At 69.5% G+C, this 14,471-nt stretch carries 14 protein-coding genes; 4 read left to right on the top strand and 10 right to left on the bottom strand.

Going from position 1 to position 14,471, the window contains the following annotated elements; translation table 11 throughout:
- Positions 1-75 precede the first annotated feature (75 nt).
- Together OG736_RS30400 and OG736_RS30395 are read left to right on the top strand one after the other, a co-directional pair.
- Positions 76-735, top strand: coding sequence for an N-acetylmuramoyl-L-alanine amidase (locus OG736_RS30400; protein ID WP_267018322.1), 660 nt, complete (start codon positions 76-78; stop codon positions 733-735).
- 218 nt (positions 736-953) lie between these two features.
- On the top strand, positions 954-2,546 hold the full coding sequence (locus OG736_RS30395; protein WP_327185204.1) for a multicopper oxidase family protein: 1,593 nt from the start codon (positions 954-956) through the stop codon (positions 2,544-2,546).
- Between the two features lie 456 nt (positions 2,547-3,002).
- Here the strand turns inward: OG736_RS30395 and OG736_RS30390 are convergent, their stop codons facing one another.
- From OG736_RS30390 to OG736_RS30380, 3 genes are read right to left on the bottom strand one after another with little or no spacing between them, the layout of a single operon-like run.
- Positions 3,003-4,166 carry a cysteine desulfurase family protein gene (locus OG736_RS30390; protein ID WP_327185203.1) on the bottom strand — a complete coding sequence of 388 codons (1,164 nt, stop codon included), beginning with the start codon at positions 4,164-4,166 and terminating at the stop codon, positions 3,003-3,005.
- 60 nt (positions 4,167-4,226) lie between these two features.
- Complete coding sequence (locus tag OG736_RS30385) at positions 4,227-4,493, bottom strand: DUF4190 domain-containing protein (protein ID WP_327185202.1); 267 nt, start codon at positions 4,491-4,493, stop codon at positions 4,227-4,229.
- A gap of 35 nt (positions 4,494-4,528) precedes the next feature.
- Complete coding sequence (locus OG736_RS30380) at positions 4,529-4,696, bottom strand: hypothetical protein (RefSeq protein WP_314218964.1); 168 nt, start codon at positions 4,694-4,696, stop codon at positions 4,529-4,531.
- A 122-nt stretch (positions 4,697-4,818) separates the two neighbouring features.
- Between OG736_RS30380 and OG736_RS30375 the strand changes: the two genes are divergently transcribed.
- Positions 4,819-5,445: a TetR family transcriptional regulator gene (locus OG736_RS30375; RefSeq protein ID WP_327185201.1), complete on the top strand. Its 627-nt coding sequence runs from the start codon at positions 4,819-4,821 to the stop codon at positions 5,443-5,445.
- Positions 5,446-5,523: 78 nt separating this feature from the next.
- Here the strand turns inward: OG736_RS30375 and OG736_RS30370 are convergent, their stop codons facing one another.
- Both OG736_RS30370 and OG736_RS30365 read right to left on the bottom strand, forming a co-directional pair.
- Positions 5,524-5,928, bottom strand: a complete 405-nt coding sequence (locus OG736_RS30370) for a hypothetical protein (protein WP_327185200.1) — start codon at positions 5,926-5,928, stop codon at positions 5,524-5,526.
- A 205-nt stretch (positions 5,929-6,133) separates the two neighbouring features.
- Positions 6,134-7,021, bottom strand: a complete 888-nt coding sequence (locus tag OG736_RS30365) for a thioesterase family protein (protein ID WP_327185199.1) — start codon at positions 7,019-7,021, stop codon at positions 6,134-6,136.
- 210 nt (positions 7,022-7,231) lie between these two features.
- Here OG736_RS30365 and OG736_RS30360 point away from each other — a divergent pair, with 210 nt between their 5' ends.
- Positions 7,232-8,482 (top strand): alpha/beta hydrolase, encoded by a 1,251-nt coding sequence (locus OG736_RS30360; protein WP_327185198.1) that lies wholly within the window; start codon positions 7,232-7,234, stop codon positions 8,480-8,482.
- On the opposite strand, the gene OG736_RS30355 is transcribed toward OG736_RS30360, so the two are convergent.
- The 5 genes from OG736_RS30355 to OG736_RS30335 all read right to left on the bottom strand — a co-directional run bounded on the left by OG736_RS30355 (position 8,391) and on the right by OG736_RS30335 (position 14,429).
- Positions 8,391-9,047 carry a trimeric intracellular cation channel family protein gene (locus OG736_RS30355; protein WP_327185197.1) on the bottom strand — a complete coding sequence of 219 codons (657 nt, stop codon included), beginning with the start codon at positions 9,045-9,047 and terminating at the stop codon, positions 8,391-8,393. The genes OG736_RS30360 and OG736_RS30355 overlap by 92 nt on opposite strands.
- Positions 9,048-9,110: 63 nt before the next feature.
- Positions 9,111-10,430 carry an ABC transporter ATP-binding protein gene (locus OG736_RS30350; protein ID WP_327185196.1) on the bottom strand — a complete coding sequence of 440 codons (1,320 nt, stop codon included), beginning with the start codon at positions 10,428-10,430 and terminating at the stop codon, positions 9,111-9,113.
- On the bottom strand, positions 10,427-11,524 hold the full coding sequence (locus tag OG736_RS30345; RefSeq protein WP_062641882.1) for an ABC transporter ATP-binding protein: 1,098 nt from the start codon (positions 11,522-11,524) through the stop codon (positions 10,427-10,429). The genes OG736_RS30350 and OG736_RS30345 overlap by 4 nt, the downstream gene beginning before the upstream one ends.
- Positions 11,521-12,519, bottom strand: a complete 999-nt coding sequence (locus OG736_RS30340; protein WP_327185195.1) for an ABC transporter permease — start codon at positions 12,517-12,519, stop codon at positions 11,521-11,523. The genes OG736_RS30345 and OG736_RS30340 overlap by 4 nt, the downstream gene beginning before the upstream one ends.
- Positions 12,520-12,629: 110 nt before the next feature.
- A complete protein-coding gene (locus OG736_RS30335; protein ID WP_327185194.1) occupies positions 12,630-14,429 on the bottom strand; it encodes an ABC transporter substrate-binding protein in 1,800 nt (599 codons plus the stop codon).
- Positions 14,430-14,471 lie beyond the last annotated feature (42 nt).

Raw genomic sequence — 14,471 nt, 5'->3', positions numbered from 1 at the left:
CAGGGTACGGGTCCCCGGGAACCGGAGCCCGCGAGTATCCGTTGACGATCACAAGGGGCGAGGAAGGGCACGGACATGGGGGACGGGAAGAGCGACTCCGACCGGCGGATCGGGCGGCGCGCCCTGCTGATCGGCGGGGCGGCGGCCGCCGTCGGCACGGGCGTGCTCGCGCGTGACGAACTGGCGCGGCTGTACTGGCGGCTGCCGGGCGTGCGCAGGCAGCGGGTGGAAGGTGCGGTGGACTTCCGGGGCGCCCGGTGGGTGGCGGCGTCGGAGGCGAACTTCCGCTGGGCGGACCGGCCGGACGACTACGGGATCGACATGGTCGTCATCCATGTCACGCAGGGCGATCTCGACAGCGCGGTGAAGGCGTTCGAGGACCCGGGGCACAAGGCGGCCGCGCACTACATCGTCGGCAAGGACGGACACGTCACGCAGATGATCCGGGAGCTTGACGTGGCGTACCACGCGGGCAACCGCGCGTACAACGAGCGCAGTGTCGGCATCGAGCACGAGGGCTTCGTCGACCGGCCGAAGGACTTCACCGACGCGATGTACGCCGCCTCCGCCCGGCTGACCGCCGCGATCTGCCGGCGGTACGACATAGCCGTCGACCGCGAGCACATCATCGGGCATGTGGAGGTGCCGGGCACCGATCACACCGACCCGGGCGAGCACTGGGACTGGGATCGGTATCTGCGGCTCGTGCGGGAGGCGCAGGCCGCGGCCACCTGAGCACAGGCAATGTGATACAGGTCACATGTGCTCAAAATCGTGAACAGTTGATGAGAGCCGGCCGTCCGATGTGTCCCGCACCCCGAACATGACCTGCGTTCCACCAACTTGGCTTTTCTTCAAGGGAGTTGGGGCGCACGGCGGCCGCACAGCCTCCTCGGCTCACTCCTATGTTCGACCCAGTCTTCACATAGGCCTTAGCCCAAAGCTCCACGGCCATGACCCACACCACAGATCCCGCCTCCGGCGCGGGACGGCAGAGCAAGGGCGCCCACGCACGAAGCGACCGGGGCACCAAGGACGAGCGCCACACGAAGAGCGGCGAGACCAAGGGCGGGCACGGCAAGGGCCTGCACCGGCGCAAGTTCCTCGGCGGCATGGCGGGGGCGGCCGGGCTGGCCGCCGTCGGGACCGCCGGGGTCACCTTCTCCCTGCTGACCGGCGGCAACGGCAACAAGGCGTCCGCCGCCGACGCCACCGGCACCCTCACCATCCCCGACCTGCTGGAGGCCACCACCTCCGACGGCACCACCACCTACACCCTGACCGCGAAGACCGGCACCGGCGAGGTGCTCAGCGGCGTCACCAGCACCACGGCCGGCTACAACGGTGCGTACCTCGGCCCGACCATGAAGTGGACCAAGGGCGAAACGGTCCTGATGAACTTCACCAACACCCTGGGCGCGGACACCTCGGTCCACTTCCACGGCGCCCACATCCCGCCCAAGATGGACGGCGGCCCGCAGAACGCCTTCGCGGACGGCGTGACCTGGTCGCCCACCTTCGAGGTCCTCGACGAGGCCAAGACCCTCTGGTACCACCCGCACGCCCTGGGCACCACGGCCGAGCAGGTCGTCCACGGCCTGGCCGGGATGATCATCGTGGAGGACGACTCGGACGTCTCGGCCGCGCTGCCGAGCGAGTACGGCGTCGACGACATCCCGATCATCCTGCAGTGTCTGGCCGTCGACAGCACCGGCGACATCAAGTACGAGGCGGCCGGCTATCGCAGCTCCGGCGTCAGTTTCCCGGTGCTGGTCAACGGCACCAACGTCGACTCGACCACGCTCGGCTTCACCGCCGCCAAGAAGCGCACCCGCTTCCGGGTCCTGAACGCCTCCCCCGCCGACATCATGACCGTCCAGCGCGGCGACGGCGGAACGCTCACCCAGATCGCCACCGACCAGGGCTATCTCACCGAGCCCACCGAGGTGACCACGATCCGGCTGGTGGCCGGCGCCCGCGCCGAGTTCGTCCTCGACCTCGATGACGCGGTCACGCTCCAGGCCGTCGTCACCACCGGCTGGATCCGCGGCGGCAGCGGCACGTACGACTTCCTGACCGTGACCCCGGACGCCACCGATACCCCGGCCGCCCTGCCGAGCACGCTCAACACCATCGCCCGGTACGACACGAGCGACTTCACCGCGCGGACGATCACCCTCGGTCAGGGCACCGGCGGGACCATGACGATCAACGGCTCGGTGGGCACGAGCATGGCCGGGATGGCGATGATCAGCACCACTCTGGACGCCGAGGAGGTCTGGACGATCACGAACAGCACGCAGCTAGAACACTCGTTCCATCTGCATGACGTGCCCTACCAGGTGATCGAGATCAACGGCGAGGCGCCGACCGGCGTCGACCTCGGCTGGTTCGACACCTTCGAGGTGGTCGGCGGCGGCTCCATCAAGATCGCGATGAAGTTCACCGACTTCACCGACGACACGTACATGTACATGCTCCATTGCCATCTTCTCCAGCACGAGGACGAGGGCATGATGGCGGCCCTCATGGTCACGGACGGCTGACCCGGCCCCAGCGGGCCGGTCACGCCCCGGGCCGGTCACTCCAGCCTCCTGAGCAGGCTGCCGCCGGCAGTGGAAGTGCCGGCGGCAGCCCCTGGCCCAGCGCACCCGGGCCAGGTCCATGGTGGTGGCGGCGCCTGGCAACCGCCTTTGAACACGTCCGCCTCACCTCCGGTGCCGGCAGTGACCGCGGAGCCCTCCCGCGCGGCGCCCGGCGGCTCCGGTACCGCCGAGCAGGAACAACTTCCGTCGGGTGACGCGACGTTCGCGCGATGACTCGGCGGTCACGGGGTGGCTTTATGGCGGCAGGACGGAGCGGGAATGTGCACCGGAAGGTAGACCACCAGGCCGCAACTGTCGACACCTAGCCGCTGTATTGACAGGTGACCCCTAGATTCGAGTCGAGTGTCGACACTCGACGGAGTGACCGTCGGTGGCCGACGCCGAAGACCGTCGGCGCTACGTCAGTCCGGCGGCGCGCGCCCGCTCCACCGCCGGGCCGATGGCCTTGGCGACCGCCTCGACGTCGGCCTCGGTGGAGGTGTGGCCGAGGGAGAAGCGCAGGGTGCCGCGGGCCAGGTCGGGATCTGTGCCGGTGGCGAGCAGGACGTGGCTGGGCTGGGCGACGCCGGCGGTGCACGCGGAGCCGGTGGAGCACTCGATGCCCTGGGCGTCGAGCAGCAGCAGCAGGGAGTCGCCCTCACAGCCCGGGAAGGTGAAGTGGGCGTTGGCCGGGAGCCGGTCCACCGGGTCCCCGCCGAGGATCGCGTCCGGGACGGCCGTACGCACCGCGTCGATCAGCGAGTCGCGCAGGGCGCCGATCTCGCGGGCGAACCACTCGCGCTGTTCGGCGGCGAGGCGTCCGGCGACCGCGAAGGAGGCGATGGCGGGGACGTCGAGGGTGCCGGAGCGGACATGGCGCTCCTGGCCTCCGCCGTGCAGGACGGGTACGGGGGTGTGCTCGCGGCCGAGGAGCAGGGCGCCGATGCCGTACGGGCCGCCGATCTTGTGGCCGGAGACCGTCATCGCGGCGAGGCCGGAGGCCGCGAAGTCGACGGGGACCTGACCGAAGGCCTGGACCGCGTCGGCGTGCAGCGGGACATCGAACTCGGCTGCCACGTCGGCCAGTTCGCGGACCGGCAGGATCGTGCCGATCTCGTTGTTCGCCCACATGACGGTGGCCAGGGCCACGTCGTGGGGGTCGCGGGCGATGGCTTCGCGGAGCGCCTCGGGATGGACCCGCCCGTAGGAGTCGACCGGCAGGTACTCGACCGTGGCGCCCTCGTGCTCGCCGAGCCAGTGCACGGCGTCGAGGACCGCGTGGTGTTCGACCGGGCTGGCCAGGACGCGGGTGCGGGCCGGGTCCGTGTCACGGCGGGACCAGTACAGGCCCTTGACCGCGAGGTTGTCGGCCTCGGTGCCGCCGGAGGTGAGGACGACCTCGCTGGGACGGGCGCCGAGCGCGTCCGCGAGGGTCTCCCGGGCTTCCTCGACCGTACGGCGGGCCTGCCGGCCGGCCGCGTGGAGGGAGGAGGCGTTGCCGGTGACGCCCAGGTGCGCGGTGAGTGCCTCGACCGCCTCGGGGAGCATCGGCGTGGTCGCGGCGTGGTCGAGGTATGCCATGGTGGCCCCGATTCTACGGGGGCCGGGCGGCACGCCTCGCTGCCAGGTGAGCCCTTGCGGTCAGAAGCTCCAGGAAACCGTCGAGTCGGCCTGCATGAACGCCACCAGGACCAGAAGGTCGGCGACGCCCAGACCCAGTCCGAGGAAGGCGCGCCCGCGGCGGGCCGTACCGCGCCAGAGGGCGACCGACGCCAGGACGATGGCGATCGGGCCGAGGAAGACGTTGAGGACGAGCAGGCCGAGGAGACCGAGGACGAAGGACGCGACGGCCATTCCGTCGGTGTCCCGGATGCCGGTGCGGCGGGTGGCCGGTGCGGTGAGTTGCATGGCTGGTCAGCTCCTGTGGAGGAAAGTGCGACGGGTCAGTGGGTCGAGGTCTGCCGACGGCGGCCGTGGCGCTCGCGGAGCGCGAAGACACCGAGCCAGGCGGCGATCACGGCGGCGGCGACGAGGGTGAAGGCGAACGGCGCGTGGGCCACGGTGCCCATGACGACGCCGAACAGCAGCAGGGCCGCAACGAGGAACAGCATGGGATCGGATCCCCCTCCGTAAAGTTTGGGTGAACAGTTGTGGTTACACTTGTTCACTGACTCTTGAGTCTAGCGTGTACCCCGGCTTTCCAATTCCAGAGAACAGTTGTTAACTGGATGACATGAGTCACACCCTCGGCATCCGGCAGGCCCAGAAGCAGAAGACCCGGCAGGCGCTCATGGACGCGGCGCTGGTGCTGCTGGAGGAGCAGAGCCTGAGCAGCCTGGGGCTGCGCGAGGTCACCCGTGCCGTCGGGGTCGCCCCCACCGCCTTCTACCGCCACTTCCGCTCCACCGCGGATCTGGGCGTGGCTCTGGTCGAGGAGGCGCTCGGCAGCCTCCACCCGATGATCCGCACCACCGTGACCACGGCCGACACGAGCGAGGAACGCATCACGCGCGCTGTCGAGCTGATCGCCGGTCATGTGACCGCGCACCCCGCGCCCGTCCGTTTCATCGCCCGTGAGCGACATGGCGGAGTACAGCCGGTGCGGGAGGCGATCCGGGACCAACTGGCCCGGTTCGCCGAGGAGGTGAAGACCGAACTGGCCAAGGACGCCGAGGCGGAGGACTGGAGCGACGACGACCTGCTGATGCTCTCGCACCTCTACGTCGACCAGATGCTCGTCACGGCCTCGCTGTTCCTGGAGGCGCTGGAGTCCCCGCCGGAGGAGCAGGAGCGGGTCAGCCGGCTCGCCGCCCGCCAGATGCGGCTCATCAGCATCGGCCGCCGCCACTGGCTGGACTGACCGCCCCGCGACGCACCCGTACGCCACAGGGGCGGCGCACCCGTCGCCGGGTGCGCCGCCCCTGTGGTCGAACCGCCGTCAGCCCTGCTGCTGGGCCTGCTGTCCCTGCTGCCCCTGGCCGCCGCCCGGACCGCCACAGCCGCCGCCCTGACCGCCGCCGCCGCCGCCGCCGCCGGGGCCACCCTGACCGCCACCGCCGGGACCGCCGCTCGGCATGCCCGACGGGACACCGGTCGGCGTGCCGGTCGGTGTGCCCGTCGGCTGCCCCGAGGCGGCACCGGTCGGCGCGCCCGACGGGGCCCCCGAGGGGGCGCCGCTCGGCATGCCCGACGGGTTGCCGGACGGCGGCGAGCAGGACTGCTGGGCGGACGTCCCGCTGCTCGAGGAGGAGTCGCCCGAGCCACAGGCCACCAGGGCGAGGGGCGAGAGCGCCAGCAGCGCCACCGCGGGGACGAGACGGACGGGCATCAGCGCACGCTTCATGAGAAACAGCTCCGGAGATGATGAGGAGAACCTGAGACCGGAACTCAACCAACGGCGCTTAGGCCTTCCTTGGGGCCCCTCTGTCCCCCGCCTGTCAATCGGGTAAAGCACTTCTCAAGAAACCTTGCTGACCTGGGAGTTCACTCAGGTTGACCGGTCGGTGCGCTGGTACAGCTCCGTGACACGAGCTCCCGCGCACCGGGGCTCAGCCGAGCCTGACCCGGGCCAACTGCCGTGACTGCGCGACGAGTCGGTCCGCGCTGTCCCAGACCTCGGCGTCCTCCTCCAGGAAGCCGCCCGCGAGGTTGCGGGTGGTGATGGAGACGCGCAGCGGGCCGGGAGCCGGACGGCAGCGGACGTGGACCGTCAGCTCGACCGTGGGGACCCAGCCGCGCAGGCCGATCTCGAACGCGGTGGGCGGCAGGGCGTCCACCGCGAGGAGGAGGGACAGCGGGTCGGGGTCGCGGCCGTCCTTCAGACCGAACCAGGCCCGCATCTCGCCCTTCCCGGAGGGCTGTCCGAGCGCCCAGCCGAGGGTCGACGGGTCCAGCTTGAGCATCAGACGGTCGGCGATCGCGGAGCTGCCGTCCACGGGTGCCGGTCCGTCCTCGGGGCCGAAGCACTGGTCCATCGGCGGGATCGCCGGCGGCTTCGCCGTCGTACGGACGTCGTCCGGCAGGGTGTCCAGGTCGCCGTAGGAGGCGAGGACCCGGATCCGCTCGACCTCGGCGCCGTTCTCGTCGTACTGGAAGAGCGAGGCCTGGCCGGTGGAGAGGGTGCGGCCGGTGCGCACGACGTCCGTGCGGACGACCGCGGGGCCGGGCTGGGACGCGGTGAGGTAGTGCGCCGAGATCGTGAACGGGTCACGGTGCGGCAGCGCGTCCGCGAGCGCGCGGCCGAGGACGGCGAGAAGGTAGCCGCCGTTGACGGCGCTGATGATCGTCCAGCCGGCCGAGAGGTCGATGTCGTAGACGCCGGGCGCGCGTCGGGTGAGCGCGGTGTCGCGGTCGAACTCGAACTCGCCGTCTCCGGTCGGGGCCGTGACGAGGGCGACGGAGGCCGGCTCGGCCGCCGCGGTAGCTGCTTCTGGCATGCCTGAACCGTACAACAGCTCATTACTAAGCGGTAGCTTTGGCCGCTACGGCCGTGCGACGACCGCGCTACGGCCGTATGAACAGATCACGCCCATTCATGACCGATTCGGGGCTCACCGGTGACCGGTTCGGGTGAGCGGTCGGCAATTTCTTGGTAAGTGTCCGAACTCGTCCGTAACCTCGACGCCCGGATTCCCCTCTGCAAGGACATGAGCCTCACCGGGACTCCGTTCCTCTACACCCTGATCGCGCTGTCCGTGGTCGCCGTCGCGCTGCCGCTGCTGATGTGGTCGCGGCTGCGCGGGCCGCGGGTCCTGCGCGCCGCGGCCCGGATGGTGATGCTGCTGTTCGCCCAGGGCACGGCCGTGGCCCTGGTCTTCGTCCTGGTCAACAACGCCAACGGCCTGTACGACACCTGGGACGACCTGCTGGGCACCGGCACCCATGTGCAGCAGGCCGCCGACCTGGGCGCCGACGGCACCGGCGGAATCGCGCTGGACCGGCTGCCCAAGGTCCGGCAGACGTTCACCCAGGCCGAGGGGCCTGGCATGCACGCGGCGGGCGGGGTACGCGTCACCCAGCTCGAGGGCCGGGTCTCCGGCGTCAACGCCGAGGTCTACGTCTGGCTGCCCCCGCAGTACGACGAGCCCGCCTACGCGCACCGCTCCTTCCCCGTGGTGGAGCTGCTGCCGGGCTACCCGGGCTCCGCGAAGTCCTGGTACGGGACGCTGCACGTGCACGAGCAGCTGGCACCGCTGATGCGCGCGGGCAGGGTCGCCCCGTTCATCCTGGTCGCGCCGCGCACCACACTGCTGCCGGGTGTGGACACCGGCTGCGCCAACGTGCCGGGCACCGTCAACGCCGACAGCTGGCTCAGCATCGACGTACCGAAGATGGTCAGGGACAACTTCCGGGCCCAGCCCGCGCCCAAGGGCTGGGCGGTCGCCGGGTACTCCGCCGGGGGCCACTGCGCGGCCAAGCTCGCCGTCGCCCACCCGGACCGCTACCGGGCGGCCGTGAGCCTGTCCGGGTACAGCGACCCGATCGTCGAGCCCAACTCCCTCGCCGCGCAGAGCCCCGCCCTGCGCCGGGCCAACAACCCCTACCTGCTGCTGCGCAGGGCCACCGTGCCGCCGTCCGTGGCCCTCTACCTCTCCGGCCAGCCGAAGGACGGCTACGAGGCGGCCCTGGCCCTGCGGCAGGAGGCGAAGGCGCCGACGGCCGTGCACGTCGTCTACATCCCGAGCGGCGCGGGCGGCCACACCATGGCGCTGTGGCGGCCGCAGGTCGTGCCGGCGTTCCGCTGGCTGACCACCCAGCTGGACCAGCGCCCGGTGACCCCCGACGGGAAGGGAAAGGCGAAGGCGACTACTCCTCGCGCACCGTCGAGCGCCGATTCCAAGCGCGCGGCGCTCGCCAGTGGAACCGCATCGCGAGCAGCCGCAGCACGAAGGCCGTGACCGCTGCCAGGCCGCTGGCCAGCGGGGTGAGCACGTCGTAGTGGATGCAGAGCACCACCATGGTGGCGCCGACGAGCGCCGGGACCGCGTAGAGGTCGCGGTCCCAGCGCAGCAGTGAGGGCACCTCGTTGGCCAGCACATCGCGCAGCACACCGCCGCCCACGGCGGTGGCGAGGCCAAGCGCCACCGACGCGGTGAGGTTGAGGCCGTAGTCGTACGCCTTCGTCGTCCCCGTCACGCAGAACAGGCCGAGGCCGGCCGCGTCGAAGACGTTGACGCCCGTCTGGATGCGCTCCACCTGGGGGTGCAGGAAGACGACCAGGAGGGCGGCGAGGAGCGGGGTGAGGAAGTACCCCAGGTCCGTGAAGGCGGCCGGGGGCACGGCCCCGATGACCAGGTCCCGGAAGACTCCGCCGCCCAGCGCGGTGACCTCGGCGAGCATGGCGATGCCGAACACGTCGAAGTTCTTGCGGACAGCCAGCAGCGCGCCCGAGATGGCGAAGACAAAGATGCCGATCAGGTCGAGCGTGTGCTGGACGGAGGGGCTGAAGATTTGCTGGAGCACCCCTACATTCTCACCCAGCACGAAGCCCCCGCCTTACATTGCAAGGCGGGGGCTCGGTGTTACTTACTTCTCTTTGGCCGGAGCGTCGTCACCGGAAGCCTCCGGCGCGGCCTCGGCGGCCGCCTCGGTGTCCCCGGTGGCCTCGGCGGCCTCAGCCGGCTCGGCGGTCACGGTGGCCTCGGCAGCCGCTTCGGCCGCCACTTCCGCCGCCACCGCGGCCGACGTCTCCGCCGACTCCGCGAGCACCTCGTCGGCCACCAGCTCCGCCGCCTCCTTCGCGACGGTCAGCAGGACGGTGTCCTGCGGGGCCTGGTCCTCGAAGTTCTCCGGGTGGTGGCAGGCGACCTGCTGACCCGTCCGCAGCTCGACGAGAACCGGCTCGGTGGTCTTGCAGACCTGGGTCGCCTTCCAGCACCGGGTGTGGAAGCGGCAGCCGCTCGGCGGCGAGATCGGCGAGGGCACGTCGCCCTTGAGCAGGATCCGCTCGCTCTTGGCGTGCTTGCGCCGCGGGTCCGGGATCGGCACCGCCGACATCAGCGCCTTGGTGTACGGGTGCATCGGCGACTTGTAGAGCAGGTCGCGGTCGGCCAGCTCCACGATCTTGCCGAGGTACATCACCGCGATGCGGTCCGAGACGTGCCGGACGACCGAGAGGTCGTGCGCGATGATCACGTAGGTGAGGCCGAGCTCCTGCTGGAGGTCGTCGAGCAGGTTGACGACCTGCGCCTGGATCGACACGTCCAGCGCCGAGACCGGCTCGTCCGCCACGACCAGCTTCGGGTTCAGCGCGAGTGCGCGGGCGATGCCGATGCGCTGACGCTGACCACCGGAGAACTCGTGCGGGTAGCGGTTGTAGTGCTCGGGGTTGAGACCCACGACCGACAGCAGCCGCTGCACTTCCTTCTTGATGCCGCCCTCGGGCTCGACGCCCTGGAGCTTGAAGGGAGCGCCGACGATCGTGCCGATGGTGTGGCGCGGGTTCAGCGACGAGTAGGGGTCCTGGAAGATCATCTGCACATCGCGGCGCAGCGGACGCATGCCGCTCACCCCGAGGTGCGTGATGTCCTTGCCCTGGAACTCGACCTTGCCCGCGGTCGGTTCGAGCAGCCGGGTGATCAGCCGGCCCATCGTGGACTTGCCACAGCCGGACTCGCCCACGACGCCGAGCGTCTCGCCGGAGCGGACCTCGAAGTCGATGCCGTCGACCGCGTGCACCGCCCCGACCTGCCGCTGGAGCAGGCCCTTCTTGATCGGGAAGTGCTTCTGGAGGCCGGTCACCTTCAGCAGGACCTCGCCGGGGGCGGGGTCCTTGGTGAGGGTCGCGCCCTGCGTCGGGCCCTCGGCCTGCGCGGGGATCTTCACCGCTTTCTCGTCGTCACTCACAGCTTCGGCGCAATCTCTTCGGTCCAGATACGCTCCCGCTGCTCCGTGCCCAGGTGGCAGGCGGCCCAGTGCCGGCTGCCGACCTCGGCCAGCTCGGGCCGGACGGTGCGGGTGACGTTGTCCTTCGGGAGGTCCGCGTACGGGCAGCGCGGGTTGAAGGCGCAGCCGGACGGGATGTTGATCAGCGAGGGCGGGGAGCCCTTGACCGGGATCAGGCGCTCCTGCTGCTCACGGTCCAGCCGCGGCATCGAGCCGAGCAGACCCCAGGTGTAGGGGTGCCGGGGCTCGTAGAACACCTTGTCGGCCGGGCCCCGCTCGACGCAGCGGCCGCCGTACATCACCAGGATGTCGTCGGCGAGTTCGGCGACGACGCCCAGGTCGTGGGTGATCACGATGACCGCGGAGCCGAACTCCTTCTGGAGGTCACGGATGAGGTCGAGGATCTGCGCCTGGACGGTCACGTCCAGGGCGGTCGTCGGCTCGTCCGCGATCAGCAGCTCGGGGTTGTTGACCAGCGACATCGCGATCATCGCGCGCTGACGCATACCGCCGGAGAACTCGTGCGGGTAGCTGTCGACCCGCTTGTCCGGCTGCGGGATGCCCACCCGGTCGAGCATCTCGACCGCGCGGCGCTTGGCGGTCTTCTTGTCGACGTCGTGGTGGATCCGGTACGCCTCCACGATCTGCTGACCGATCGTGTAGTACGGGTGCAGCGCCGACAGCGGATCCTGGAAGATCATCGCCATCTCACGGCCGCGCAGCTTGCGCACGTGGTCCGGGTCGGCGGACAACAGCTCGGTGCCGTCCAGCCAGATCTCACCGGAGATCTGCGCCTTGCGCTTGCCGTACTGGCCGGCGGTGTGCAGACCCATGATGCCGAGCGAGGTCACCGACTTGCCGGAACCGGACTCGCCCACGATGCCGAGGGTCTTGCCCTTCTCCAGCTGGAAGCTGAGCCCGTCGACGGACTTGACCAGGCCGTCGTCGGTCGGGAAGTGCACCTTGAGGTCGCGCACTTCGAGGAAGGCGGTCGGCGCGGGCGAGGCGGGGGTGGGCTCGCCCACGGCCGCTCCGCTCTTGCTGAGTTCGGTCATGAGAGCCTCACTCGGGGGTCGATCACGGCGTACAGGATGTCCACCACGAGGTTGGCGACGAGCACCGCCAGAGAAGTGATCAGGGTGACGCCCAGGATGATGGGCAGGTCCTGGTTCTTGATGGCGTTGAGCACCGCCTGGCCGAGGCCGGGCAGGTTGAACGCCGTCTCGGTCAGGATCGCACCGCCGATGAGGGCGCCGAGGTCCATGCCGAGCATCGTCAGCAGCGGAGTCATCGTGGAGCGCATGGCGTGCTTGCCGATGACGGTGTGTTCCTTGAGGCCCTTGGCGCGGGCGGTGCGGATGTAGTCCTCGCCCAGGATCTCCAGCATGGTGGCCCGGGTGATGCGGGCGTACATGGCCGCGTACAGGAACGCGAGAGTGACCCACGGCAGGATCATCCCGCCGAACCAGCCGCTGAAACTCTCGTCCAGAGGTACGAACTGCCCGTCGAACAGGTCCAGTCCGTACACGAAGATCGACAGGGCGACCATGCCGGTGAAGTAGATCGGGAGGGAGACACCCGAGAGCGCGATCACCATCGCGCCGCGGTCCCACAGGCTGCCCCGCTTGAGCGCGGAGAGCACACCCGCCGAGACACCGAAGATCAGCCACAGCACGGCGGCACCGAGCGCGAGCGCCAGGGTCACCGGGAAGCGGTCGGTCAGCACCGGCCAGACGGCCTGCTCACTGCGGAAGGAGTAGCCGAAGCACGGAGCGGCGCAGTGGATGGAATCGCCACCGCCCGTGTAGGTCCGGCCGGCGAAGATGCCCTTGAAGAACTCCCAGACCTGGGCGTAGATCGGGTCGCCCAGGCCCAGCTTCTCGCGCACACCCTCGACGGCGGCAGGGTCGGCCTGCTTGCCCACGAAGCTCAAGGCGATGTCTACGCCAGCCCACTTGGGGATGAGGAAGAAGATGCCGAAGACCACCATGACGATGACCACGAGCATCACTGCGGCGGCGAACAGCCGCCTGATGAGGTAAGCGAGCACAGCTCTCGGCCCGCCGCGGACCACGGGCCACCGGAGATCGTCCGGTGGCCCGCGATCACGCCGCGCCGGCCTTCACCTGCCTTTCGTGCCGTTCGGCGGGTGTGCCGGGACTACTTCTTCGGGTTCTTCAGGCCGAGGTTGACGAAGTCGTACTGACCGCTGTAACCGTCGGTGGTGTAGACGTTCGCCAGGTTGTCCGAGCGCCAGTTGAGGAACCGCTCGAAGACGAAGGGCAGGTAGTACGCGCCCTCCATCACCTTGTGGTTGATCTCCGTGGCGATCTTGGTCTTGCCGGCGTCGTCCAGCGTGGTGACGTACGACGAGAACAGACCGTCGATCGTCTTGTCGTTGATGAGCGCGTAGTTGTTGTTACCGCTCTCGGAGATGTACTTGCTGTTCCACAGCGGCAGACCGAAGCCCTGGACGGACGGGAAGTCCGGACCCCAGCCCATGATGATGATGCCGTAGCCCTTCTTCTTCACGTTCGAGGGGCTACCGATGATGCCGGCGGTCTGCGAGCCGTCGTACTGGTCGATCTCGGCGGTGATGCCGATCTTCTTCAGCGACGCCTGGAGGGACTGGGCGGTGGCCACCTCGACCGGCTTGTTGTTACGCACCGCGATGGTGGTCTTGAAGCCGTTCGGCTGACCGCAGGCCTTCAGGGCCTCCTTGGCCTTGGCCTCGTTGCCGCTCTTGTTGGCACCGGAGATCTCGTACGGGTCGTACTTCTGGCCCTCGGCACCCGGGACGGACGGCGGCAGCATGTTGGTGCCGATGTCACCACCGGCGACCGGACCGCCGCGGGCGGTCTGGAGCGACACGTGGTCGGCGCCGAGGATGACGGCCTTGCGGCACTCGATGTTGTTGAACGGCGCGACGCTCTGCGGGAAGACCGCGTAGCGGACGTAACCGGTGACCGGGTTGTCCAGGTTGCCCTTGTGCTGCTTCAGGGCGGTGGTGCGGCCCTGCGGCGACATGCCGGTCTGGTTCAGGTCGAGGTCCAGGTCACCGCTGATCAGACGCTGGTCGAGCTGGTTGGCGTCCGAGAAGAACTGGATGGTGATCTGGTCCGGGTAGGCCTTGCGGATCGGGTCCGAGGCCTGCTTCCAGGAGGTGTTGCGGACCAGCTTGAGGTCCTTGCCCGGGCTGTAGGACGCGAACTTGTACGGGCCCGAGGAGAACGGCTTCAGGCCGTACTTGGACTTCGTGTCCTGGTCCTGGCGGACCGGCGAGGCCGAGACCAGCGCCAGCATCTCCTCGAAGTCCGAGTTGGCCTGCGGGAGGTGGAAGACGATGGTCTTGTCGTCGGGCGTGTCGATCGCCTTCAGACCCAGCTTGTCCGCGGACGTGTCCTTGTAGGGACCCTTGTACTCGCCCTTGGGGTCGAGCACGTCCTTGAGGTACGTCGGACCGCCGGACAGCACGTCCTGCGCCCACACGCGCTCGATGCCGTACTTCACGTCCTTGGACGTGATCGCCTTGCCGTCCTCCCACGTGATGCCGTCACGCAGGGTGTACGTGTAGGTCTTGCCGTCGTCCGTGACCTTCGCGGTCTCGGTGGCGAGGTCCGGAGTGACCTCGGCGCCCGCAGCGCCCGGCTCGGCCTTGTTGGTGACGAGCTGACGGCTGTAGTAGCGCGCGAAGTTCCACATCATGCCGTAGTAGCCACGCGTGGTGTCCCACGAGTCGGCATCCTGCGCGGCACCGAACTTCAGCGTGCCGCCCTTCTTGGCGGCGGAGGCCTGGGCGACCTTGTTGTTCGCGGCGTCGAAGCCGGCGGCACCGGAGCTCGAGCCCTTGTCGCCGTCGTCTCCACCGCCGCCGCACGCCGCCGTGGTCAGCAGCGCGGCGACCGCGGCAGCAGCGGCAAATGCCTGCTTCCGCCGCCCTGAGGTGCGTTGGGTAGTCACGATCTCGGATCCTCCGGATAGATGAGAGATACCCCGTGTGAA

Origin of the sequence: Streptomyces sp. NBC_01334, from assembly GCF_035983595.1 — a bacterium.
In the GTDB taxonomy this organism is placed as follows: Bacteria; Actinomycetota; Actinomycetes; order Streptomycetales; family Streptomycetaceae; genus Streptomyces; species Streptomyces coriariae.
Note: the sequence above shows the minus strand (reverse complement) of the source record. Positions and strands in the feature narration are given on the sequence as shown.

Coding starts and splice junctions, on each gene's coding strand:
- OG736_RS30395 (WP_327185204.1), top strand. CDS start 954: ATGACCCACACCACAGATCCCGCCTCCGGCGCGGGACGGCAGAGCAAG.
- OG736_RS30400 (WP_267018322.1), top strand. CDS start 76: ATGGGGGACGGGAAGAGCGACTCCGACCGGCGGATCGGGCGGCGCGCC.
- OG736_RS30380 (WP_314218964.1), bottom strand. CDS start 4,696: ATGCTGTTCCTCGTTGCGGCCCTGCTGCTGTTCGGCGTCGTCATGGGC.
- OG736_RS30360 (WP_327185198.1), top strand. CDS start 7,232: ATGAGCCTCACCGGGACTCCGTTCCTCTACACCCTGATCGCGCTGTCC.
- OG736_RS30375 (WP_327185201.1), top strand. CDS start 4,819: ATGAGTCACACCCTCGGCATCCGGCAGGCCCAGAAGCAGAAGACCCGG.
- OG736_RS30385 (WP_327185202.1), bottom strand. CDS start 4,493: ATGCAACTCACCGCACCGGCCACCCGCCGCACCGGCATCCGGGACACC.
- OG736_RS30390 (WP_327185203.1), bottom strand. CDS start 4,166: ATGGCATACCTCGACCACGCCGCGACCACGCCGATGCTCCCCGAGGCG.
- OG736_RS30365 (WP_327185199.1), bottom strand. CDS start 7,021: ATGCCAGAAGCAGCTACCGCGGCGGCCGAGCCGGCCTCCGTCGCCCTC.
- OG736_RS30345 (WP_062641882.1), bottom strand. CDS start 11,524: ATGACCGAACTCAGCAAGAGCGGAGCGGCCGTGGGCGAGCCCACCCCC.
- OG736_RS30370 (WP_327185200.1), bottom strand. CDS start 5,928: ATGAAGCGTGCGCTGATGCCCGTCCGTCTCGTCCCCGCGGTGGCGCTG.